Origin of the sequence: Nostoc sp., assembly GCF_036917135.1 — a bacterium.
GTDB lineage: Bacteria > Cyanobacteriota > Cyanobacteriia > Cyanobacteriales > Nostocaceae > Nostoc.
This window is the reverse complement of record NZ_JBALEA010000061.1, coordinates 43,179-66,361: the sequence shown is the minus strand read 5'-3', so window position 1 is coordinate 66,361 and position 23,183 is coordinate 43,179. Positions and strand designations below refer to the sequence as shown.

Sequence of the window (23,183 nt, the reverse complement as noted above, 5' to 3'; positions counted from 1 at the left end):
AAATCATCAGTGGGCAAAATTTTAGGCGATCGCTCACTGATGATTTTCTATTACAGCACATTTGATCTGAATGAAGTACACAAGGGCGGGCAGGATGCCCACCCCACAGGATTCATGAGATTAAGATGTGTACTTCATTTACTTGTAAAATGCTGTAAGTAAGTATTATTTACGCCGCTCTACTTAAACTTGTTGTAAAAGCCAATACGATCAAAAACTAACCAGGATTTTTACGAGATATCTATAATATGTGGCTAATAGTAGTTTTTATCTGTTTTGGTTGGATATTATCTTTATCTTTGCATGAGTTTGGTCATGCAATAGTAGCATATTGGGGTGGTGATACTTCTGTCAAAGATAAGGGCTATTTGACCTTGAACCCACTCAAATATACCGAACCGAGTTTGAGTTTGATGATGCCGTTATTTTTTCTCCTAATTGGTGGTATTGCTCTACCTGGGGGAGCAGTTTATATTAATCACAGTCGATTACGCGATCGCAAATGGAAAAGTGCGGTTTCGGCTGCTGGCCCAATTGCCAATTTGATTCTAGCTTACCTGCTATCAATGCCTTTTCAATTGGATTGGGATTCTCTAGCTCTCGAAAATCCAAATTCAGTTTTATTTGCTTTGATTACTGCCCTAGCTTATATAATATCTCTAAATATCTATGTCGTTTTGATTAATTTATTACCTATTCCTGGACTAGATGGTTATGGAATTATCGAACCGTGGCTGCCACAACCAATTCAACAGCAAATCAATAAGGTTGCTAAATATGGAATTTGGATATTGATTGGTTTGTTATGGTTTGCCAGACCTTTTAATCGATTTTTATGGAATTTCACTCATACAATTAGCGAATATCTTCATCTACCAGAAAATTTAACTGTTTTTGCTAATGCAATATTTAGAGAGAATTCGCGGTATTTAGTTATCGGATTAGTTTTGGTTTTATGGATATTTAGAGATAAAAATCAAGAGTTACAAAAAAAAGTTGATAAGTTAGTCTCATCGCAACAATATGAGCAGGCGATCGCTGGCTATGACAAAATAATTAAGAATAAACCGAACAATGCTGATGCTTGGTATTGGCGGGGCTATGCGCTTTATCGTTTAAACAAACATGATGAAGCGATCGCCTCCTACGATCAAGCAATTAAAATTCAACCAGACTACGCTAATGCTTGGTATTTACGCGGTTATTCACTTTATTTTTTGCAAAGATATGTAGAAGCAGTTGATTCATATAAAAAAGCTTTGGAAATCAAATCTGATGATCCACAAGTTTGGTACTATCAGGGGATTGCTCTTACAGATTTAGGACGCAATGAAGAAGCTTTAACAGCATATAAACAAGCGATCGCAATTCAGTTAGATTTTTATCAAGCTTGGTATAAACAAGGCGAAGCTTTGGCAAAATTACAGCGTTATGAGGAAGCGATCGCAGCCTACGATAAAGTAATAGAAATTAGACCAGAAGATAGTAATACTTGGTGGTTACGAGGACAAGCTTTAGCAGCACAGAAAAATTATCAAGCAGCCGTAGACTCATACAATCGAGCAATTACAATCTATTCTGACTTTTATGGTTTCTGGTTAGATCGTGGCAATGCACTCTATTTTATACAACAATATGAAGATGCGATCGCCTCTTACGAAAAAGTTATTGAATTAAAGCCAGATAACATCAATGCTTGGAATAATAAAGGTGGCAGTTTGATAAAATTGCAACGTTATGAAGATGCGTTAGTTGTCTACGATCAAGCAATTGAAATTAAATCTGACAGTGCTGATTGCTGGTATAACAAAGCCTGTTGTTACGCACTACAAAACAATGTCACTCTAGCAATAGAAAACCTCCAACAATCAATCAAACTTGAATCAAATAGATTGGAAATTGCGAAAACTGATCCTGATTTTGATGCGATTAGGGAATATGAGATGTTCCAAATTTTCGTTAACGAATATAGTTAGTAGAAAATATACACTATTGAGTGTATTCTTACCTAGGGACTGACAACAAATAAATTATCCAATCTTGTGGGGTGGGCAATATGAGCGCCTTTAGCTGTGGGCGGGTGAGACACCCACCCCACAAGAAATAGTTGAGTATTTTTTTATTTGTCATCGCGCCTAGTACTATTGACGGGTATAACGATGTTTCACCCCAATGGGGAAATATTCAAAATCACCCATTAGGGCTAATGTAACTTGTGGTGTTTGATATTCTGGGGGAACATAATTAGCAAACTCGCTATTGAGGCGTAGCAGTTGTGAAAGAATGGAAGATGCGATCGCTTGCTTTAAAGTTTCACTACCCTCTACCCCTGGCGCTAATTCCACAACCACAGATAAAAATCGATTTTTGTCAGCATCTTCCTTCACCTGCAACACGAACTTACCCGTCACCCATTCTTGAATTCCTGGTTGTTCTAATCCCACCGTCACATTTTCGGGATAGATATTTGCGCCAAAGTAAGAAACTGTAAAGTTAGAACGGCCGAAGACATAAACGAAAGGTAGCTGATGAATACCTCTAGGTAAGTGTTCAGTGTCAGAACGGAGATTTTCAAGGGGGTTAAATCCCCATTTAGCTAAAAATTGCAGCATGGCATCATAACTAATTATCCCGCCAGTATCCAAGATGTCATAACGTACTAAGGGAATACCGTTATTTCCAGAAAAGAGCAATCCACCATTTTGAACTTCAAAAAAGCGACTGCAAGGATCATATTGTACTAGCGTGGGTAAACGCGATTCCCCAAATAAAGCTCTAGCTGCATCGGGATTTTCTGCCAAAAAACGGCGAATGCAGATACTTAACGGTGTTTCATTACCTAAAACTCCTGCATCCGCAGTACCGTAAAGTGATGCAAAATCATAACAGGAATTTTGGGAACCAATTCTTTCACCAACTAAACTCCGCCATTCTTCACTAAATACTTCTCCCGCCATCACTAATTTAATCTGATATTGCTGCCACTCCACACCACGGGCGATACCAGTATCAATCACATCTTTTAAAAATGGCGGGTATCCCAATAACACCACTTGCTCAAATTCTGAACCTAGTTCTTGGACAACTCGCAAGATTTCTTCTTTGTTGTTACCAGGAGTAATTACAGTGATGTGATAACCTTTACTAGCAAGATAACGACAGCAATTGGTGGTAAATATTCCACCTACCCAAGTGCCCAAAGTGAAACAAATTACTGCAAGGGTACGTCTAGTATCTGAATGAAAACTATCGTGAAAAATCTGTTCAAAGCGTGTGGCGATTTGGAGTTCATCTGTAAAAAAACGAGGCCAAAATGTCGGTTTCCCACTGGAGCCTGATGAAGCGGCTATCATGTCACAGGTTTCTAATTGTCCGTTGCGGCACAAGTCAGCTAAGGGATAACGCAGGATATAATTTTGTTTAGCGATCGCTGGTAGTTTTTGAAACTCCTCCAAGGTTTGAATAGTCGCGGGATTAATTTCCCTCTCTGCTAAAAACGCCTTGTAAGCTGGTACATTAGCCGCCACATCGTGAAATAAACTCAAAGTTGCCGAAGTTTGAGTGTTGAGATGACGTTGCAGTAACCTTTCTAGCGGGGTAGACAAAAAATCTTCAAATGCTTTAATTACTTGCTGCTGTCTTGATTTGCGGTTCATGACACTTGTTATTTATCCTGAAGTAGAATCAACACCGTTAAAATAATTTGTAATCGGCTACGCTCTAAGCGAAGCTATGACGCAGGCTTTACCTAATTCGTAATTCGTAGGATATCCGAAAATGAGGGTATGGGCGTTGTAGTCATTCAATAAAACCTTAATTTATCCTTGGGCACCATGCAGCTCTATTGCAGTAAACAACACACAAATAATGGTATTAACCGCTTTTGCACCCTTTGTGGTGAACCATTACCTCTTGCTGTGGGACAGGTTGTGGATAATCGCTATCAAATTATCCGTCAATTAGGACAGGGCGGCTTTGGACGCACCTATTTGGCTGAAGATAGAAATAAATCCCAGCAAACCTGTGTGTTGAAGGAATTTGCACCCCAAGTACAAGAACAACAAGATTTACAAAAAGCTAAAGAGTTATTTGAAAGAGAAGCAAATGTCCTCAAAAAACTCCAGCATCCACAAATTCCACGTTTTCACGCCTCGCTACAAGTGAAGATAGGTAGTAAAGATTTTTTCTTTCTAGTGCAAGATTATGTTGATGGTGATAATTATTACCAATTATTAGAACAGCGTGAGAGTCAAGGAAAAACTTTTAGTGAAGAGGAAGTAATCACCCTCCTGCAACAGATTTTACCTGTGTTATCCTACATCCACTCACGAGATGTAATTCACCGCGATATCTCTCCTGATAATTTGATTTGGCGGCGTTCTGATAATCTACCTGTGCTGATTGATTTTGGTGGTGTCAAGCAATTACCAGCTTCTCAAGGTTTTTGGCGCACGAAGTTGGTGGGAAATAACACTTTGCTGGGTAAAAAAGGTTACGCCCCAGAGGAACAGCTACGGCAGGGAAAAGCATTTTTTAGTAGTGATTTATACTCTTTGGCTGTGACAATACTGGTGTTGCTCACAGGTCAAGAACCACAAAAATTATACGACAGCTATCAGGGAATTTGGGGATGGGGAAAGGAAATTAGAGTTAGTCCCCAACTGGAAGCGGTGTTAAAAAAGATGCTGGCTTATAAACCGAGCGATCGCTACCAACGAGCCGAGCAAATTCTCAAAGATTTACCATCATCAACTGCGATTAAATCCCCAGGTAATTATATTAGCACCAAGATTAAGACGATGATAGTTGCTCCGGGAAGACAACACGCCAGCGCTGTTGTGAGTAGATTCCAGAGCAAAACCCAAGCCATTGCTAAACCAATATCTTGGCCTATTTGGATTCGCCCTTTTGTGATCAGTTTAGGGGGAACAGCTTTAGTTGGATTAACTTTAGCGGCGGGAAATGCAGTCATTCGGGCTGTAGCTTCAATCACCATCCCATCAATTTCATTACCTTCATTACCGGAAATCCCACACTTTCCAAGCGGAAAACCAGTCAGTGAGAAAGGAAAAAACCACGATATCCAAGAAATTATCAGTCGTCGTCAACAGCTAGAAATTCCTGAAAAATTTTTTATTGGCTTCGTAGATGATTTATTTTATACAAAAAAACCGGAATTAAAGCGACGTAGCCTGACATCTAAAGCTGAAGACGCTGGTTTACGAGATGAATGGTCTGATGTCGCTGACGATTTATTGAATCAACTAGAACAGGCGAAACTGAGTACAGCATCTCGTCGTAAATTGAGTAAATATACTGACCAAGATTACGAAACATGGAGACGACAAGCGCGATCAGGGGAATTAGGGAAGTATACAATTGATCAACTGAACAAAGACACAAATGAAAAATTTGCTCAGTTGTTTCCTGGTCAGCAGCGTGGGAAAATGAATCAACAGACTTTTGGACAAATTTGGTATGCGATCGCAGCCGATCAAGTCAGTAAAGTACAAAGATAGAGTTAGGAGTTATAAGTGATGAGTTATGAATTAACTCCTAAATCCTCACTTTCCAATGAATTCAATCTATTGTTCTAAAAGACATGAAAATTCCCCAGGTAGTCGCTTTTGTCTCCAGTGTGGTGAAAAACTGTTGGATACGCCCATGAGTTATAGTATCCAACCGGGATTAACTTTAGGCGATCGCTATGTGATTGTACGTCAAATTGGCCAAGGTGGCTTTGGACGCACTTATTTAGCTGAAGATGTCAACCGTTTCCGCGAACTTTGTGTTTTAAAAGAGTTTTCGCCCCAAGTTCAAACCGCTTACGTTGTCCAAAAAGCTGAAGAATTGTTTGAGAGAGAAGCGAGTGTTCTTTATAAACTGCAACATCCCCAAATTCCCCGCTTTCGGGAACTGCTGCGGCTGAACTTAGGGGGTAAAGAATATCTGTTTTTAGTGCAAGATTATGTCGAAGGGGAAACTTACAATTCTTTGTTAAATACCCGAATACAGCAGGGTTTGCGCTTTACAGAAACGGAAGTCTGCCAATTGTTGCTTTCAATTTTGCCAGTATTGGAATACATTCACTCACTAGGAGTAATTCACCGAGATATTTCTCCAGATAACTTAATGCTTCGTACTGTTGACAAATTGCCAGTGTTAATTGATTTTGGCGGTGTCAAACAAGTAGTCGCAACCGTTGCTTCTGAATATTACCAACCCGGTATGGTCGCACCTCCTCCAGCACCAACCCTATTAGGTAAAATCGGATTTGCACCCCCAGAACAGATGCAAACTGGATCAGTATCTCCCCATAGCGACTTATATGCCTTAGCCGCAACCATGTTGGTTTTACTGACAGGCAAGCAACCCCAAGAACTAATTGATGCCTACAATCTTACCTGGCAGTGGCGACGGGAAGTTAGCTTGAGTCCAATTTTGGGACAAGTATTAGATAAAATGTTATCTGCTAGACCAAGCGATCGCTATCAATCAGCCCGTCAAGTACTGCAATCCCTTAACCCGCCCCCAGTTAACTATCCCCCAACTCAATACCCCACACCACCACAACCTACATCCGCCACCGTCGCCATCTCTCCTTCATCCCCCTCATCTCCCCCATCTCCCCCTCCTCCCTCGTGGTGGACACCAACAAAAACCTTCCTAGTGGCGGCGCTAGTCGCTGGTAGTGCTGGCTTAATTTGGTGGGGAGTCAATAGCCACCACGACGATGTTGTGGAAGTCAAACCTACTCCTACAGCCAGCCCAATTCCAACCACTGAAGAACCAACTGATCCTTTAGCGCAATATTCGCCAGCAGAACGGGAACGCAAAGAAAAATTAAGCGATCGCCGTCAACAGTTGGGTATTGACTCTAAATTCTACGTAAACTTGGTGAATCAAGTTTTTTGGGACAGAAATCCCAGTTTACGGGGACGCACTCTCAGCAATGGCCCTGAAGATGAGAGTTTGCGGGCAGAATGGGATAAAACAGCCTCAGAATTGTTGGAAAAGATAGCGCCACTGAGTGATAAAGCACGTCAACAGATGGGAACTTACACAACTGCCCAACGCGATCGCTGGAAACTGGAAGTGAACAAAATCAACGTTGGTAGTCGTTCTTTGTCTGATTTGGGAGATGCTGCTTTCTTCAATGTATTTCCCGATCAGCGTGGTAAAGATTTTCGATCTCAGCCCATTGGACAAGTTTGGTACGGTTTTGTTAGCGATCGACTCAGTGCTATCCTCAGTGGTAGCGCTTTCGAGAAACTTGTTTTTGAGCCGGGCGCTACCAGCAAAACAGTCAACGGTACTCTTCAACCTGGTGGTGGTAAAGTGTTAATTGCTGGACTTGCTAAAGATCAATCTCTGGACTTAAAGCTACAAGCAAATTCCCAAGTTTTATTATCAGTCTATTCACCATCTGGCAAAATCCAAATTTTAGAAGATTCTACCCGGCGTAGTTTGTCAACTAAATTACCAGAGAAGGGATTTTACGAGTTTGCTGTGGTTTCTACAGCATCGAAACCAGTAGATTATCAACTCAGCATTACAGCAGAAAATCCCACGCCAACTCCCACGCCTACACCAACTCCCACGCCTACACCAACTCCCACGCCTACACCAACTCCCACGCCTACAGAAACCTCCAAACCTGAACCTACACCTACAGCAATACCAACTCCTGAGACAACGCCTTAGTGTTTTTGGAAGACGGTGCAGGGACGCAAAGACATGGGGACACAGAGAATACTTTCAGCGTGTCTCCGACTTTCCCCGTCTTCTTGTTTAGCTCAACCTGTCTCTACTACACTTAAACGCAACGCAATTCGCTTGTGTTTCGTTGCATCATAGGGTGTACCTCTGTGCATCACCTGTGAGTTGTCCCAAAAAATAATATCTCCTGGCTGCCAAACATGGGAGTAGACTGGCGTACAGTCTAGAACAGTCCTAAACAAATCCTCCCAAAAAAGTTTTGCTGACTCTGGTTGATCTTGCATACCAACTGCGATCGCAGTTTCCGAACCTAAATATAATCCTTTTTTACCAGTGATTGGTTGTTGTTGAGTATTTTGAGTCATTGCGATGCAGTTATTTTGGGAGCAAACTATATAGTTAATTAGTGTAGATAGAAAAGCTAAATAAATCGAGGACATAGCTGTGTTCTATATTTGAGTAAGTCGCCATGATTTCTGTAGCGATCGCCTGCAATTGTTTATAGCGTTCGATATCATAAACACCTTCAGAGTAGCTGAGACCATTTTGAGCGATCGCTTGTAACAGTTGCATAACCCGTATCATCGCGTTGGAAAATCCAAAGTTGTCCAGCATCTTTTATTGTGTTAACAAAAAATGGTGAGTGAGTAGAAACGAATACTTGTGCGCGTTGCGAGTAAGCCTGAGCTTCCTCACTTAAAGAATCAAGCAGTCGATGATGCAGTCCATTCTCTGGTTCTTCAATGCAAAGTAGTTGAGGAGGATTAGGGTCATTTAATAATATCAAATATGCCAGTAGTTTTAGTGTACCGTCTGAGGAAAACCTAGCTAGAAATGGTTTACTAAAAGGTGCATCTTTAAATAAAAGAGCCAATCTGCCATCAATTGTTGGCTCAGACTCCACTTTTTCTAGCTGAGGAACACGGCTAGCTAGTAACTTCAAAATTTTAGATAAAGTTTCCTGATGTTCATCAGCAAGGTATTGAACTACATTGGCAATATTGTCTCCTTCACGAGAGAGATGTTCCATTGCACCAGCAGTTGCTAGCTGACGAGCTTGATCTGGTATGAAATAAGAGAGAAACCATCCCTCAATAAAACGGCGCAAACTAGCAATGTGTGGGTTATCTGATAATTGACCTATAGTTTTAATAGCAAGAGAACTTGGATCATCCATTTGATAATGAATTCTCTTGTCATTTATTTCTGGATTTTCACCACTAATTACTTCACCTCCACCATTTTCAAACTTAAGAAAATCAAATGGCTTTCCATGAGAACCGCGCTTCCATTTGAGAGTTTCTCTTGAAATAATCGGCGCTCCATTTTGTAAAGCAATAGCAACGGTATATGTGATTTTAGGAGATTTTTTATCTTCTTTATACTTAATTATAATTTCAATTTCTTGACCTTGACAATCACGGGAGATAACCTCTTGAAATCTTCCTCGTTTTTCTAACGCTTTCCGAACATTAGTAGTTAGGCAATCTGATAGGAAACCTATCACATCAAAAAAAGTAGTTTTGCCACTACCATTAGGCCCAAGAAAAACGGAAAAAGGTTTGATATCCTTTAGGGTAATATTTTGGAGAACCCGATAGTTTTTGACTGAAATTTCTTCAATTCTTGCCATTACAACATCACTTCCATAACTTTGGTCACATGGTTGCAGAAATATTAACAAAAATAGCAAGGGCACAGTACACTGTGCCCCTACTCAATTTGTGATCAATAAGCTGATGTTAACAATAGCTTAAGAACTAAATTTATTACGCATCATCTAAAGCGGCAATTCCAGGCAATACCTTGCCTTCAAGTAACTCCAAGCTAGCGCCGCCACCAGTAGAGATGTGGCTCATTTGGTCTGCTAAACCAACTTTTTCCACAGCCGCTACTGAGTCACCACCGCCGATAATGGTAGTTGTGCCAGTTTTGCTAATTTCAGCGAGGGTATGAGCGATCGCTTCCGTACCTACTGCAAACTTATCAAACTCAAACACACCCATCGGCCCGTTCCAAATAACCGTTTTGGTATCTGCAAGGGCATCTTGGAAAACCTTCACCGAGTCTGGCCCAATATCCAAACCCATCCAACCATCAGGGATATTCTCAATACTAACGGTTTGAGAATTGGCATCAGGGGCAAAGTTATCTGCCACTACCACATCTGTAGGTAACAGTAAGCTGACACCACGTTCCTTAGCCTTAGCTTCCAAAGACTTCGCCAGTTCCAGCTTGTCTTCTTCCACCAAAGACTTACCAACATTCAAACCACGGGCTTTGTAGAATGTGAAAATCATTCCACCGCCGATTATCAGCTTGTCGCACTTCTCCAGCAACGTTTCAATCACGCCAATTTTACTGGAAACCTTGGAACCGCCAATAATTGCCGCCAAAGGACGTTGGGGATTTTCAATAGCGTTTTGCAGATATTGCAATTCCTTCTCAACCAAATATCCAGCCACAGAAGGACTGAGGAATTTAGTCACACCTTCAGTAGAAGCATGGGCGCGGTGTGCAGTACCAAAAGCATCATTTACATAAAAATCAGCATTAGCTGCCAATTTTTTCGCAAATTCTGGATCGTTTTTCTCCTCTTCTGGGTAAAAACGGACATTTTCTAGTAACAGCACTTGACCATTTTGCAACGCGCCAACTTTAGCTGCAACTTCATCACCAATAGAGTCATCAGTTTTAACGACTTCTTGCCCCAGTAACTCCGACAGACGCTTGGCAACGGGAGTTAGGCGTAGTTTGTCATCCACACCCTTGGGACGGCCAAAATGGCTTGCGAGAATGACCTTAGCACCCTTCTGCGTCAAATCTCTGATAGTTGGTAGAGCGGCGCGAATGCGAGTATCGTCGGTAATGTTGCCTTTATCGTCCACAGGCACATTAAAGTCAACCCGTACTAAGGCACGTTTCCCAGAGATATCAGCCGAAGATAAACTTGCTAAACTTTTTTTGGACACACCAAACTCTCCTGATTGCCTTTTTGTTATTGTTTTGAAAGTAGAACCATCCAGATTTTACCGGAGTCAGGGGTGTCCAGGTGACAGAAATGTTTAAAACAGTACTATTTCCTATTGATCAAAGCCGGGAAACGCGGGAAGCTGCTGACGTAGTTACCAACGTCGTCCAAAAATACGGCAGTCGCTTGGTGCTGCTGTCTGTGGTAGAAGAACCGCCAAAAGACGCACCTAGCCCAGATCCGATGGTGTCGCCAGAGGTAGTTGCCAAACTGCTAGAAAATGCCCAATCTTTATTTTCTGGACAAGGAATTAAATCAGAAATCCTGGAAAGGCAAGGCAAACCAGCTTTTACTATCTGCGATGTCGCTGATGAAATCGGGGCCGATTTAATTATCATGGGTTGTCGAGGGCTAGGTTTGACTGAAGAGGGAGCGGATGATAGTGTTACCACTCGCGTGATTAACCTTTCCCCTTGCCCAGTGCTGATTGTGCCTTAGCAGTGTATTGCAGAATACTAGCAAAAAGAAAATTACTGTAGGGACGCCAGTGCGTTGGACGGTTTCCCCCGCACCCCTCCGGGGATCTTGCTACGCGTAGCATTTCCCCCTCGGAGAAGCAACTGGCGTTGTGTTAGGCGCATATTAAAATATGCTTTGCCACGAAAAATTTTGGTCAAGCACCTAACACACCCTACTTAAAATTTACTTGATCAATCAACTCTCAATACGGTTCGGTTAAAGCAAAAGACGCGATAAATCGCCGTCTCTACAAAGAAAGGACTAATTATTGTAAAGACGGTGATTTATCGCATCTTTGCGATTAGCGGCGTGTCATCAAAGAACCTTATCCGAACCGTATTGAATCAACTCTGATCAAATCTTCTGATTCCTCCAAAAAAAATTAACCAAACTACTACAACAACCCAGTGAATTAAAACTATTACAAACAAAGATCCTGTTAGGGTATATGCAACAGTACATATAATTCCCAAGAATGCAGCCAAAACCAGAAAAACACGATTGTAAAATGTGGTAATTCCACCTTTAAAAAATGTTTTAGCATTCAATGGATGATACAAAACAAATAAGAATAAACTCACTATTGCCCCCAGAGTCACTCCTAACCAATTGCTGATTTCGCTAGGATGAGGAAGCAAAAAAACGCGAAAGAAGAGTTCTTCAACAATGGCAGCTAAAAATAAACAACGCAATGCTAACAAGCATTTATTAATCCAATTTGCAGACCAAATTTGGATATCTAAAAATCCAAATTTCCAGCCATAAGGTAGGGCAATAACGCTATAAATTATCAGCATTAAAGCAACAACTAACCAATCTTTTAATGTCGGAACTGCTAAGGACGCTAAAACGCGATTTAAAATAATTGAAATTGGTGAAATATTGGTAAAGGGAATCTTAATTTGTCCTAAAAGTACTGTTGGCGCAATGGGTGTAATATTAGGTTGCCAACCACCTACTTGATTGGTTCGCAATACTTGCATAATCGCACCATGTTTTAAAAATATTGCGGCGAGATCGTCGTGTGCCTGTCTAGGCATTATTGTTCGCCATGTTGTCAAACCAGCCCAAATACTACGATCTTCAAATGGTTGCGTCGTTTTTCCTATGCCCGTACCTGCGAGTATACTTGCTTGACTTTGCCAATCAGCGCGAACTATACCCAATGGTGCTAATTGTTGTTCTAAAGATTTACCTAATTCAACTAGCTGCTGAAAGCGTAATGTTTGCGGATGATTGGGGTTTGCGCGTATCCAAGTTTGAATTTGAGGAGTTGTTGCAACTTGGTTTTTAATTGCCAGTATCGCAGCATAAAGTGCTTGGCTTGCGTCTTGGACGCATGAGGTAGCAGGTGATACCATTGCGCCACCAGTTCCATCACCAACCCGATAACGTGCCATTGTTATCTGTAATTGCTGCTGGAATTGTTCTAAAGGCGAAAGTTTAACACCACCAAAATCATAATCCTGGGTTACAGGATCGAATTTGATCAGAATATCTGATACTGGACGTGTTGCCAGCCAACCACGTTGCAAATTACCCATATAATCAGCCCATGTATGCGTTCCGGCAATAATTCCATCGGGGTTATGGGCATAAATTTGGTGGTATTTAGTCTCGAAACGTAATTCTTTAGTAAACTCGTCACGGACAACTTCTGCAATTCCAAAAGCAAAATGTCCGGTGATAGTATAAGGTACTGCGACTGCTTCAGCATTACGTCCGCCAATTCCACCAAATAGGTGTAGGACAATAGCTTTATTACCGTCTTGCCATTTTGATATAGATTGATTAAGTGAATTTTGTGTTTCTACAGGTTTTAATAATACAGTATTGAATTTACCTTTATTTTTCTCAGTATTTTGCCAATTTACATCTTGAATGTAATTTAGCCCTAATTTATCACCAGTAGTGATGTGATGGGGTTGAATTTGAAAGAGAGAACGAGGTGCAAGTGCGGCTACCGTAAATACACCCTTTGCATCGGCAGCACCATAAATATACCACCCATCTTCACCCGCAGGTGATTGTTCGATTTGCTGCGAACTTGAAGGAGCAAAATTTCGCCTATCTATTACTTGTTGGGGAATATGAATAGTTTCTTGAAGACCATCAAATTTATTTGAATAAGGATTATAATGCTTTACCAAAAAATCATCGGGATATTGCTTCGCTTTTGGAAATGAAATAGTTTTGGAGCTAGATTTAATCGGTTTAATTATTTTTACCAACCCATAAAACCTGCCAGTTGCCAAAACAGGTTCGCGTTCAATTTGCAAAATAGATTTTTCTTGACTTGGATCAATTACTGTACTTGAGTCTAAAACAACAATTACATTATCATCAGGATTTGCACCTGCCAAAGAGCGTAAAATCCCTACGTGGCGAACTCCATTTAGTCGAAAAGGATGAATGTTTCCTTTTTCTTGACTTTTAATCACTTCCAAAGTGAAATTTACATCTCGCATTACTGCTTGATCCAAAGCAAGCAAATCTTGATTGTTTTTCCACTCTAAACGTACAATATTCCCTACTAAATTTTGTGCTGTAGGTGGTGCATATTGCACTTCCATCCATACCCAATCCAAACCATCTTGTAATTGCTGTTTAGTTGGTAAAATTAACCTTCCTACCCAATCGCCAATCGGTTTATAAAGGTTTGCAGATGGAATTTTGGCAATGGGATAAAAACCAGATTGATTAAAATTTTGTCGAATATGTATCGCGTAATTGCTTTCTTGTTGTACTAACTGGGCTTGTATTGGGGAGAGTTGCCACCCCGCAATTACTGCTATGAAAACTAGCAGTAAAAATCTTGTAAATAGTAGCTTTGCTTTTCGACTCAATCCACGCCAAATCATATATTATCAGCAACTAAAACTTGCTGATAATCTTACTATAAATATAAGAGTACTGTAGGTTGCCAATGATTTTAGGCACTTATTGATCCCCCACTTCTGAGAGGCTTTGATTCTTGCTCCCCTTCTATTGCAGGGAAGGGCTGGGGGTTAAGTCTGTATTACCTTATATTTGTAAATATTTTTTTCTATTAATTACCAGCAATAACACAGCAGCGATGCCTTCGGCGGGCTACGCCAACGCAAACAAGCTCCCAGTGATCAATGTTGCCTCTGCTCCCAATGTTTGCCACAAGCCACCAGCTAGCAAACTAGCAGGTAAAAGGGCTAATCCTACAGCCAAGTTGAGGAATCCAAAAGCAGTGCCGCACAAATTTGCAGGTATACTATTGAGTTTTTGGGGCAATGTCGGGATTTTCATAGCGAATTGAGCGAGGAACGGAAAATAAGTAACCTGATTTTTGCAGAACTGGGAGAGAATGAGGCGGAACTAACTAAACTCCGTTCTTGGTTGCCCAAAATCCGCGATCGCGATTTGTTTAATGCTCAAAAATACTCACAAGCCACTGAAGCTTTTAAGGCGTGTGAATTAGACTTTCACCTATTTACCGAACAAGTATATCAAGCAGAAGGGATAAATTCGTAACCTGTATAAGTAACTGGATCTGAATTAATGATGTTGGCGTAGCCTAACTTAGAAATTGCACTTGTAATTTCTATCTAGATAGACAATTTATTCCTGTAGATAGATGCATTTTGGGTATTTATCTATGCTGGTTTTATTATAAATACATAGGTATCAAAAACAACTAAATTCTGTTCGATAAAAGTTAAGTGGGAAAACCGTACTTCTGTGATAGGTTTTCTGTACCACATATCTAAGTTTGGCTGGATAAAATCAGAATGTAGCTGAAGTAATGCTGTCTTCTAAAAAAAATTACACAGCATTAGCAGGAGAGCAAAAATATGACAAATCAATTAAAAACGGCTGCTTTGCTTGCTGCGTTAAGTGGTCTTTTGATCGCAATTAGTTACTGGGTAATTGGCGGTTCTAGTGGCTTAATTATCGGGATTGGCTTGGCAGCAGCAACAAACCTGTTTTCTTGGTATCAATCAGATAAAATTGCCTTGGCAGTATATCAGGCACAGCCTGTGAGTGAAAGGGAAGCACCAGGACTTTATCGGATAGTGCAGAGATTGAGCGATCGCGCCAATATTCCCATGCCTAAAGTTTACATCGTTCCTAGCCTTGGTGCTAACGCCTTTGCAACAGGGCGCGATCCAGAACACGCTGCTGTGGCTGTCACCGAAGGTATTTTAAATATATTGCCAGAGGATGAACTCGAAGGCGTTATTGCCCATGAGCTAACCCATATTATTAATCGTGACACCCTCACACAAGCCGTTGCTGCTACTGTTGCTGGTGCTATTTCATTTCTAGCCCAAATGGTTAGTTATAGCTTATGGTTTGGCGGTAGTTCACGAGATGACAACAGAGGTGGAAATCCAATAGGAGTTTTATTAACAGTTATGCTTGCACCGGTGGCTGCAACAATTATTCAGCTAGCAATTTCGCGCACACGAGAATTTTCTGCTGATGCCGGTTCTGCTAGATTAACTGGTAATCCCCGCGCTTTAGCTAGGGCGTTGCAACGGTTAGAAGCTTCAGCAAAGCAGGTGCCTTTAAATGCTAATCCAGCTTATGAGCCGTTATTAATTATCAATTCTATCTCTGGGCAGTTTTTGGGTAACTTATTCTCCAGTCACCCTGCTACAGAAGTGCGAGTTGCAGCATTGCTAAAATTAGAGCAACAACTGCCAACAAAAGTTTATTAATTAGTCATTAGTCATTAGTCATTTGTGAAATTCACAATGACTAATGATTATTGCGAACAATATTAAAGGAAGGAAACTTCCCCAGTCCCTAGTCCTTAGTCTCCATCAACCTAAGCAATTAATTTCTGCCAGCTAGCAGGCCCAACAATGCCATCGGCATCTAGACCATTTTGCTTTTGAAAATTCTTAACTATAACCTCTGTTTGCGGGCCGTAAACGCCATCATTCTCAACACCTAAACGGTATTGCAAGTATCTGACAACTGCACCACCAGCATGGTTTGGTCTGATAATTCGTTTTGCCAAAATTAGATTTATGGCATTCCACGTAGCATCATCAGCAATTCCAGTGGGCTGAACTGCAATAATAGTCTGAAATTTTTCTACGGCAGATTTGGTGTTAGCCCCGGTGAAGCCATCTTCCACTAAAGCCTTACCATTTTTATCAGTTATTTTTAGCTGATTTAAGGTTTTTTGCAATCTGAGAATAGTCTCATCTGCATTATTTTCTTCATCTTGTACGGGGTTAACAGGAACACTTGACACTTTACCTGTTAAGCCTTTGACGATCGCATTAGCCATTGCTTCAGGATTAAAAAGATTCATATCTTTTTGCGAATCGATAAAGCAACCTTCTACAAGAATCGCAGGCATATCTGTATTTTTCAGAACGTATAAGTGGGAACCACTCTTAACGCCGCGATTAAAAAATCCTAACTTGATGATTTCGTCTAGTACAGGTTTAGCGATTTTTCTCCCTGTATCGCTATTCGCATATACTTCTGTGCCGTTAGCTTGTCCGTTAAAACAGTTAAAATGAATCGAGACGTAAATATCTACTTTACTTCCATTAGCTGTAGAACATCTTTTTGAAAGCGATTCAGTTACTGTACGAGCACTACTTGGTCTACATACAACGACTTCGTTCCCCAATGCTCTTAACTTGGCTATAACTCTATTACCTACATCTAGAGTTAAATTATCCTCAAATCTAATTCCGTTGGCTCCTGTGTCTGGTGGACAATTGTGCCCGCTATCAATTCCAAATTTCATGAATTTATCCTCAACTTACTTGTTTTTACACTAGTTCAAAACTCTTCTAATTATATAGACAAAGTTTGGTTAATAAATTTGTGAAAGTACTTGTTAGCAATAGCTGCATTGTTTTCAGCATTACTACGCTGGTAGACAAAATAAGTTTTCGTGCGAAGATGAACAGCAAATTTTGTGTCGTAAAATGCACTATACTAAAGGCGTTTTGTCACCAAAAATACAATCATTATAATCTATCAAAATCGGGAATAAGTCGTTGATTTTTGCAATATATTGAAATGCAGCAATTGACTCCATTATTGAGATAATAACTCTTTGTAAAAGTAGAAAGCCATGATAAATTTACCTAGTACGAGGCCCAAATCCCTGAACGAAGGCATACCCTAATGTAAACCTGACTTTTCACGGGTTCTGGAAAACCTCGCTTCTATTTCTCCATCCTAAAAGGCTACGGTGTACACAGAAGTAGATATAGAGAGAGTTCCCAGCTAAAAAAGGTGGATTAAAACTGATAAAGTCCACGAATTAAAGTAGTAATTCCCGGAGGGTTTTGTTGAAGTCCAGTTTTTTGATCTATTGTAGGTGCAAGAATAGACAAGCATTGCTGTTACTCGTCGGTAAAGGCAACAGTTGCAGGCTCTTTCAGGATTATCCCGTCCCGGAATCAGTTGTAAAATTCGTACAATGCTGCCCCCTATAAGTCCTATTTGTTATTTCTTATTCCAGAGGCTTAAAAATGCTTGAGAGATGGCTGGGGTAATCTGACTTTGTAAGTGATTTAGTGCATCACGATGGTTCTGATTGTTGTCATCATAATAAGTAAAGAGATTCGTCAGTTTGACAATCTCAGGATTTTGATCGTTTGTCCCCCTCCATTTGTTAGTAACTTTGTGTAAAACGTCCTTGGGTAGATTTTGTTGTAAGTTATTTAATGCTGCGATGTAAGAAGGATTTTGAGGATCTTTTTTGAATTGGAAGCACAAATCTATCAGCTTGAGTTGTGATTGGGGCTGAGACTGGGGCTTATCTGTTAAACTAGGTTGCTGTAGAATTTGACGCTGTTCAATAGTGGCAATGCCATTTTCAGTTAAACCCTGAGATTTTTGAAATTTCTTGACTGCTGTATAAGTGGCTGGCCCATAAAAAGGCTTGTCTTTTGGAATTTCGGCATTGGTTGCAAAACCGTGCAACTTCAATCTATTCTGAAGCCCTGTAACTGTATCTTCCATTACAGATCGAGTATCAGAGTCAGCGTTACCATTAACCACAAGTTTTTGTGAGTACTGTTTCTGAAACTTTTTAATCGCTTCTTCAGTAGGATCATCTGTCAATGAGTTGTTATTCCGCTTCCAGGGAGCAAATTTGGTGAGATCCGGTTTAGGATCAATCTCAGGAGCTAAATATCCCAACCCAATCAATATGTGACGGATGACTTCAGGGCTACTAACGGACATACTTTTTGGTTCCTTTGCGACTAAACTACCATTTAATGTATCTTGTTTTACAAAAATTAAGTACGTAGGAATAAATAAATCTAACATTTCTTGTTTGCAAGGCGTTCCAAAAGTTAAGCGATGTGTGACGACAAACTGCAACTCTTTGAGACGTTCGGCTTACGCGACTACACACTGGAAAAAAGAAAGGGCGATCGCGGCTTATTCTCAACTATTGATAATACTACTACGTAGTAGGGTAGCACAACTAGCTATGCTACCCTACCGCTCTACCCACAATCCAAAATAAAATTAGCTACAACATTAAAAATCACCAAAACATCGCTCAACTACTACCAGAAAAAAAATCAAACTCCGATTTAATATTCCAGCGATTCCCATCGTGAAGCAGCAGTGTTAATTTGTCAGCAGTAAACTCAAAATGTAACTGACGCTTTTCAAATTCTGACCAAGCAGCTTGAAAGTTTTGCTTTGTTAAATCCCGAAATGCAACCGTTAGATGAGGCGCAAAAGGGCGGGTTTTAGAAACCTTGTCAACAATTCCCAAGTTGCTTTCTGTATAAGCCATTAAATCAGCTTCCAAAGTTAAAAGCTCTTGACTTTTGACTACATCTATGTATATAACACGAGGCGCAAAGGCATCAAATCCCCTGAGTGTAATTACTACTGGCTGTTGTCCAGTAGCAAACTCTTTCAAAGATGCTTCTAGCAGTGGCAAGTTAGCATCTGCCCATTCAAAGGGCGATCGCAGGGTAATATGAGGCGGAGACTTTAGCGCCCCGCTACTAGCATAGCGATCGCTAAAGTACTGCTTAATCTCGTTGGCGTAGTCTTGGATGTCTTGCGGTGGTAGGAGGGCGACAAAAAAACGGCTCATCTATCTATATTAATTATTTTTATTCTTTAGTAATTGGTGGTCGCTGGGAAAACTTAGAGAAGGCAGATCGAGTTGGCGTTTGATCTGCTATATTGTGTACCGAAACAGAAAATTGAAATGCGTAGACATAGACATAGACGTAGTTCGAGCTTCAGCGACGAGAGTAAGAAATTCAGCGATGAGAGCAAGAAATATAGATTTGACTTCAGCGATGAAGACAGATTTAACTTGGACGATGAAGATGTTGTATCTGGTTTTTCTTCAAACGCTTTTGATACACCGCCCATGCTTAAGTTCCGCAACCTTGTAGAAGCTATTCTTTCTTGGACATATCGGAAGAATAATTATCCTACTCCTGAGCGCCAATGGTTTACCGAAGAGGGTTGTAAGTGTGAGGTTTTACTAGCTAGAGGCGGAGGCTGGCAGAAGGGACGATTCCGTTTTCGTCTGGAATTCATCCCTGACAACCCAGAGGCTTTTTTGAAAAAGCCCCCTGCGGCAGATGAAAAACCACAGTCACCCTTGGATGATCTGCGATCGCACCTAGATATCTAAGATATCGAATAGTCACAGATGCGTCGTCTACTGGTAGACAGTAGGCATAGGCAACATATCCATGAGAAATAAATCACTGTAGTTCGTGTATATTGCTACTAAAATGCTACTAAAAATAGTCATAACTTAAGCAGGATGTTCGTTGTAACTGGAGTTAAGAAGCAAATGCCGTGGTTTGTCAAAATTGAAGAAGGCAAAGTCGATAAACCTACCTTTGACCAATATGTACCTGCCCACAGAGCCTACATTCAGGATTTGATTGCTAAAGGACACAAAGCGCGAACAGGCTATTGGGCAGAGCAAAGAGGCGGGATGTTGCTATTTGAGGCAGCCTCAAAAGCTGAAGCCGAAGCAATTGTCGCTGATGACCCCTTGGTGCAAAACGACTGCGTTACCTATCAGCTTTATGAATGGCGAATTGTTATGGAATAACACACACTTACTGACTTTTCATGTTATGCTTTGAGAAGACCTGGATCTATGCGATCGCAACACCCAAATCTTGTCAGAACCGGAAGGTAGCAGCAACACGGGAGGCTTGTGGTAGGCGTAGTCTCCGGGTCGCCCTATTTTTAGGAGCGGTCAGCAACAATGGCTGGTTTTGGAGATATTGTTCAAAAAGCTTTTTACCTCGGTGTTGGATTAGCTTCTTACGCAGGTGAGAAAGCAGGGGGAAAATTAGCCCAAGTGCGATCGCAAGTCCAAAAACTGGCAGATGAAATGGTTGCAAAGGGCGAAATGAATACAGAAGAAGCCCGCCGCTTCGTTGAAGATATGATGAAGCAAGCCCAACAAGCCCAACCATCTGGTGAAACCTCTGAGAAAGCACCCCCTTCTGAACCTCGCCGCATTGAGATTTTAGAGGAAGATGAAGAACCAACGGTGAAACAGGCATCAAATGATGAGAATGTAGATAAGTTACGCCAAGAAGTGCTAAACCTGCAAGAAGAGTTAAAACGATTGCAACGCGATCAATAAAAAGCATTCTTTGATGGAAATATCAGTAATAAGTGGCATTTTGACATGACACTTAGGATAGAAACTTGATAAGATACATTGCCTAGTGTATACGTTAGTGCTTCAAGCCAGATAACACAAAGCGTCCTGTTTATAGCCTGCAAAGGTGTCAAGTTTATGGAACAGTGGCAAAAAGATTTAGCAGAAATTGTCGAAATAGTGGCTGAAGAAGTAGAGCGTTTCTTCCTGGGAATGAGTGAAGTGGTAGACGCATTTTTTGAGCTAACGGAAGAAGTCACCGAGCAAGTACACAACAACATTGTGACTGAAGTCGATCAGTATTTACAGGATTTTGCTGAACCAATGTTGGAAGCTTACTGGGAACTGGAAGACGTTGTAGCAGATGTAGATCCGGGTTTTCCTTATTCAGTTGAAGCCACAGCCGAAAAAAATCCCGCCTGTATTGGTTGTAATCACTACCACGGCCAAGTTTATGGTGGTAATTTGTTAGTTTGTGCTATGCATCCCAACGGTTGTGAAGATGAGAGTTGTCTAGATTGGGAGAAAGAAGAGTATTGAGGGGGAGTTAGGAGTTAGGAGTTATAAAATTACTAAAAGGACGTAAAGATAATTGACATCCTCACCGGACTGAAGCCACGGTGATTCTGGAGTAATAAGTAATGAGTAATGAGTAATGAGTAAGAATATTCACTTATTACTTATTACTTATTACTCATTACTTTAAAGCATTGCGTGAAGCACGGGGCTTTAAACCCATTTTTTCGGTAAAATAACTAATAACAAATGACTAATGACAAATGACAAATGACAAATGAAAGTGTATCCCAGACAAACCAAGAGATGAAATATGGCGAACGCGACATTGCGGAAGGTAAATTAATTACCTTTCCGAATCCGCGTGTGGGGAGGCGATATGACATTAATATTACTTTGCCGGAATTTACTTGTAAATGTCCCTTTTCCGGCTATCCTGATTTTGCGACAATTTACGTTAGCTATGTGCCTGATGAACGGGTAGTGGAATTAAAGGCACTCAAACTTTATATTAATAGTTACCGCGATCGCTACATTTCCCACGAAGAATCTGCAAATCAAATTTTAGATGATTTTGTGGCTGCTTGTGATCCGTTGGAAGTCACGGTGAAAGCGGATTTTACCCCTCGCGGTAATGTACATACCGTGGTTGAAGTGCGTCACCAAAAGTAATATCATCACTGATAAGCGCAGATGGGATTAATCGGCTTTATTCACCAATTTTCTTGACAGCAGATTCCACTTGCAGCACAACTTTTTTAGACAAAGGAATATATCCGAGTTCCAAACTGGATTTTTGCCCGTCAATCACAGCCCAATTAACAAACTTTTTCAGCGCTTGAGCTTTAACTCGGTTTGGATATTGGTGATAAGTTAAAAGCCAGGTGTAAGTAACGATGGGATAAGACTTGGCATCTGTAGGATCGGTGATAAAAGCAATCAAGTTATCGGCGGGTAATTTCACTGTCTCTAAAGTTTGGGCTACAGATTTGGGTGTCGGCGCAATATAATTACCAGATTTATTTTCTAAAGCAGCTACAGGAAGTTTATTTTGTTTGGCGTAAATGTACTCGACATAGCCAATAGCTCCTGGTATTTGTTGAATCAGGGCGGTAACACCTTCGTTACCCTTTCCACCAATTCCCACTTGCCATGCTACCGATTTACCAGCCCCAACTTTGGTTTTCCATTGTGGACTTATGGCGCTTAGGTGTTGTGTCAACACGCCTGTAGTTCCACTCCCATCAGTTCGGTGTACAACCTGAATCGGTAAATCGGGCAAACTTACTCCTGGATTAGCTGCGGCTATTTGAGGATGATTCCAATTCGTAATTTTTCCGAGAAAGATATCTACGTAAACTTGGCGTGATAGCCTGAGAGCAGTTGGCACATTGACTTGAGACGAGTGCTGTGTAACTGGTGTCAGGTTATAAGCCAGCACAATTGAACCGGCAGTTAGAGGTAAAGCGATGACTCCCCGTTTTATCTTGGCTGCTTCTTGATTTGTAATTCCCACATCACTGGCTGCAAAGTCCACGGTACCTTCGATTAGCTGTTGCACTCCAGCACTGCTGCCTATAGCTTGATAGTTAATTTCCACATTGGGATTTTGCTGGTTATAATCTGAAAGCCAGCGTTCGTACAAAGGTGCGGGAAAACTTGCCCCGGCACCAACAAGAGAAACACGATTGATGTTTCGATTATTAGCGGTGCAAGAAGCGATACTCAACAAGATAGCGATTAAGGGTAGAAGGTAAACGCATCCCTTGGATTGAAGTTGAGCAGATATAGAAATCTTTTGTTCCAATTTTTAATAAATACCTCTGGTAA

At 40.9% G+C, this 23,183-nt stretch carries 21 protein-coding genes, 1 other RNA gene and 1 pseudogene; 12 read left to right on the top strand and 11 right to left on the bottom strand.

The window, feature by feature from the left end; genetic code table 11:
* Positions 1 to 248: 248 nt before the first annotated feature.
* The gene (locus V7K50_RS18205) at positions 249 to 1,976 is read left to right on the top strand and encodes a tetratricopeptide repeat protein (RefSeq protein WP_334962395.1); all 1,728 of its coding nucleotides are present in this window, start codon (positions 249 to 251) and stop codon (positions 1,974 to 1,976) included.
* A gap of 165 nt (positions 1,977 to 2,141) precedes the next feature.
* On the opposite strand, the gene V7K50_RS18200 is transcribed toward V7K50_RS18205, so the two are convergent.
* Positions 2,142 to 3,656 (bottom strand): phenylacetate--CoA ligase family protein, encoded by a 1,515-nt coding sequence (locus V7K50_RS18200; RefSeq protein ID WP_334962393.1) that lies wholly within the window; start codon positions 3,654 to 3,656, stop codon positions 2,142 to 2,144.
* A 177-nt stretch (positions 3,657 to 3,833) separates the two neighbouring features.
* Here V7K50_RS18200 and V7K50_RS18195 point away from each other — a divergent pair, with 177 nt between their 5' ends.
* Together V7K50_RS18195 and V7K50_RS18190 are read left to right on the top strand one after the other, a co-directional pair.
* Positions 3,834 to 5,519 (top strand): serine/threonine-protein kinase, encoded by a 1,686-nt coding sequence (locus tag V7K50_RS18195; RefSeq protein ID WP_334962391.1) that lies wholly within the window; start codon positions 3,834 to 3,836, stop codon positions 5,517 to 5,519.
* A 55-nt stretch (positions 5,520 to 5,574) separates the two neighbouring features.
* Positions 5,575 to 7,704, top strand: a complete 2,130-nt coding sequence (locus tag V7K50_RS18190) for a serine/threonine-protein kinase (RefSeq protein WP_334962390.1) — start codon at positions 5,575 to 5,577, stop codon at positions 7,702 to 7,704.
* A gap of 92 nt (positions 7,705 to 7,796) precedes the next feature.
* Here the strand turns inward: V7K50_RS18190 and V7K50_RS18185 are convergent, their stop codons facing one another.
* The 4 genes and pseudogenes from V7K50_RS18185 to V7K50_RS18170 all read right to left on the bottom strand — a co-directional run bounded on the left by V7K50_RS18185 (position 7,797) and on the right by V7K50_RS18170 (position 10,691).
* Positions 7,797 to 8,084 (bottom strand): TauD/TfdA dioxygenase family protein, encoded by a 288-nt coding sequence (locus V7K50_RS18185; protein ID WP_334962388.1) that lies wholly within the window; start codon positions 8,082 to 8,084, stop codon positions 7,797 to 7,799.
* Positions 8,085 to 8,139: 55 nt separating this feature from the next.
* Positions 8,140 to 8,304 (bottom strand): annotated as a pseudogene (locus V7K50_RS18180) (NUDIX hydrolase N-terminal domain-containing protein); the annotation flags it as partial.
* Positions 8,246 to 9,352 carry an AAA family ATPase gene (locus V7K50_RS18175; protein ID WP_334962386.1) on the bottom strand — a complete coding sequence of 369 codons (1,107 nt, stop codon included), beginning with the start codon at positions 9,350 to 9,352 and terminating at the stop codon, positions 8,246 to 8,248. The gene V7K50_RS18175 and the pseudogene V7K50_RS18180, both read right to left, overlap by 59 nt.
* A 136-nt stretch (positions 9,353 to 9,488) precedes the next feature.
* Positions 9,489 to 10,691 carry a phosphoglycerate kinase gene (locus tag V7K50_RS18170; RefSeq protein ID WP_334804547.1) on the bottom strand — a complete coding sequence of 401 codons (1,203 nt, stop codon included), beginning with the start codon at positions 10,689 to 10,691 and terminating at the stop codon, positions 9,489 to 9,491.
* Between the two features lie 89 nt (positions 10,692 to 10,780).
* On the opposite strand from V7K50_RS18170, the gene V7K50_RS18165 reads away from it, so the two are divergent.
* Positions 10,781 to 11,188 carry a universal stress protein gene (locus V7K50_RS18165; protein WP_334962384.1) on the top strand — a complete coding sequence of 136 codons (408 nt, stop codon included), beginning with the start codon at positions 10,781 to 10,783 and terminating at the stop codon, positions 11,186 to 11,188.
* Between the two features lie 365 nt (positions 11,189 to 11,553).
* On the opposite strand, the gene V7K50_RS18160 is transcribed toward V7K50_RS18165, so the two are convergent.
* Positions 11,554 to 14,070, bottom strand: coding sequence for a CPBP family glutamic-type intramembrane protease (locus V7K50_RS18160; protein ID WP_334962382.1), 2,517 nt, complete (start codon positions 14,068 to 14,070; stop codon positions 11,554 to 11,556).
* A 229-nt stretch (positions 14,071 to 14,299) separates the two neighbouring features.
* Positions 14,300 to 14,488 carry a hypothetical protein gene (locus V7K50_RS18155; RefSeq protein ID WP_334962380.1) on the bottom strand — a complete coding sequence of 63 codons (189 nt, stop codon included), beginning with the start codon at positions 14,486 to 14,488 and terminating at the stop codon, positions 14,300 to 14,302.
* 6 nt (positions 14,489 to 14,494) lie between these two features.
* Here V7K50_RS18155 and V7K50_RS18150 point away from each other — a divergent pair, with 6 nt between their 5' ends.
* Both V7K50_RS18150 and V7K50_RS18145 read left to right on the top strand, forming a co-directional pair.
* Positions 14,495 to 14,713 carry a Chromate resistance protein ChrB gene (locus tag V7K50_RS18150; protein WP_334962378.1) on the top strand — a complete coding sequence of 73 codons (219 nt, stop codon included), beginning with the start codon at positions 14,495 to 14,497 and terminating at the stop codon, positions 14,711 to 14,713.
* 320 nt (positions 14,714 to 15,033) lie between these two features.
* On the top strand, positions 15,034 to 15,903 hold the full coding sequence (locus V7K50_RS18145; protein ID WP_334962376.1) for a zinc metalloprotease HtpX: 870 nt from the start codon (positions 15,034 to 15,036) through the stop codon (positions 15,901 to 15,903).
* Between the two features lie 110 nt (positions 15,904 to 16,013).
* Here V7K50_RS18145 and V7K50_RS18140 read toward each other — a convergent pair whose 3' ends face one another.
* The 3 genes from V7K50_RS18140 to V7K50_RS18130 all read right to left on the bottom strand — a co-directional run bounded on the left by V7K50_RS18140 (position 16,014) and on the right by V7K50_RS18130 (position 19,286).
* Positions 16,014 to 16,955: an N-acetylmuramoyl-L-alanine amidase gene (locus tag V7K50_RS18140; protein WP_334962374.1), complete on the bottom strand. Its 942-nt coding sequence runs from the start codon at positions 16,953 to 16,955 to the stop codon at positions 16,014 to 16,016.
* 710 nt (positions 16,956 to 17,665) lie between these two features.
* The gene (locus V7K50_RS18135) at positions 17,666 to 18,409 is read right to left on the bottom strand and encodes a peptidoglycan-binding domain-containing protein (protein WP_334962372.1); all 744 of its coding nucleotides are present in this window, start codon (positions 18,407 to 18,409) and stop codon (positions 17,666 to 17,668) included.
* 325 nt (positions 18,410 to 18,734) lie between these two features.
* Positions 18,735 to 19,286: a 2'-5' RNA ligase family protein gene (locus V7K50_RS18130; RefSeq protein WP_334962370.1), complete on the bottom strand. Its 552-nt coding sequence runs from the start codon at positions 19,284 to 19,286 to the stop codon at positions 18,735 to 18,737.
* Positions 19,287 to 19,403: 117 nt separating this feature from the next.
* On the opposite strand from V7K50_RS18130, the gene V7K50_RS18125 reads away from it, so the two are divergent.
* The 6 genes from V7K50_RS18125 (at position 19,404) to queF (ending at position 22,025) form a co-directional block, all read left to right on the top strand.
* Complete coding sequence (locus tag V7K50_RS18125) at positions 19,404 to 19,841, top strand: KGK domain-containing protein (RefSeq protein WP_334962368.1); 438 nt, start codon at positions 19,404 to 19,406, stop codon at positions 19,839 to 19,841.
* Between the two features lie 165 nt (positions 19,842 to 20,006).
* Complete coding sequence (locus V7K50_RS18120; RefSeq protein WP_334962366.1) at positions 20,007 to 20,273, top strand: YciI family protein; 267 nt, start codon at positions 20,007 to 20,009, stop codon at positions 20,271 to 20,273.
* 37 nt (positions 20,274 to 20,310) lie between these two features.
* Positions 20,311 to 20,407, top strand: an RNA gene (ffs, locus tag V7K50_RS18115) — signal recognition particle sRNA small type.
* A gap of 25 nt (positions 20,408 to 20,432) precedes the next feature.
* A complete protein-coding gene (locus V7K50_RS18110) occupies positions 20,433 to 20,819 on the top strand; it encodes a phasin family protein (RefSeq protein WP_334962364.1) in 387 nt (128 codons plus the stop codon).
* A gap of 156 nt (positions 20,820 to 20,975) precedes the next feature.
* Positions 20,976 to 21,377, top strand: coding sequence for a hypothetical protein (locus V7K50_RS18105; RefSeq protein WP_334804558.1), 402 nt, complete (start codon positions 20,976 to 20,978; stop codon positions 21,375 to 21,377).
* A 246-nt stretch (positions 21,378 to 21,623) separates the two neighbouring features.
* Entirely contained in the window at positions 21,624 to 22,025 is a 402-nt protein-coding gene (gene queF / locus V7K50_RS18100) for a preQ(1) synthase (protein ID WP_334962362.1), read from the top strand.
* 37 nt (positions 22,026 to 22,062) lie between these two features.
* Here the strand turns inward: queF and pstS are convergent, their stop codons facing one another.
* Positions 22,063 to 23,160, bottom strand: coding sequence for a phosphate ABC transporter substrate-binding protein PstS (gene pstS / locus V7K50_RS18095; RefSeq protein WP_334962360.1), 1,098 nt, complete (start codon positions 23,158 to 23,160; stop codon positions 22,063 to 22,065).
* Positions 23,161 to 23,183 lie beyond the last annotated feature (23 nt).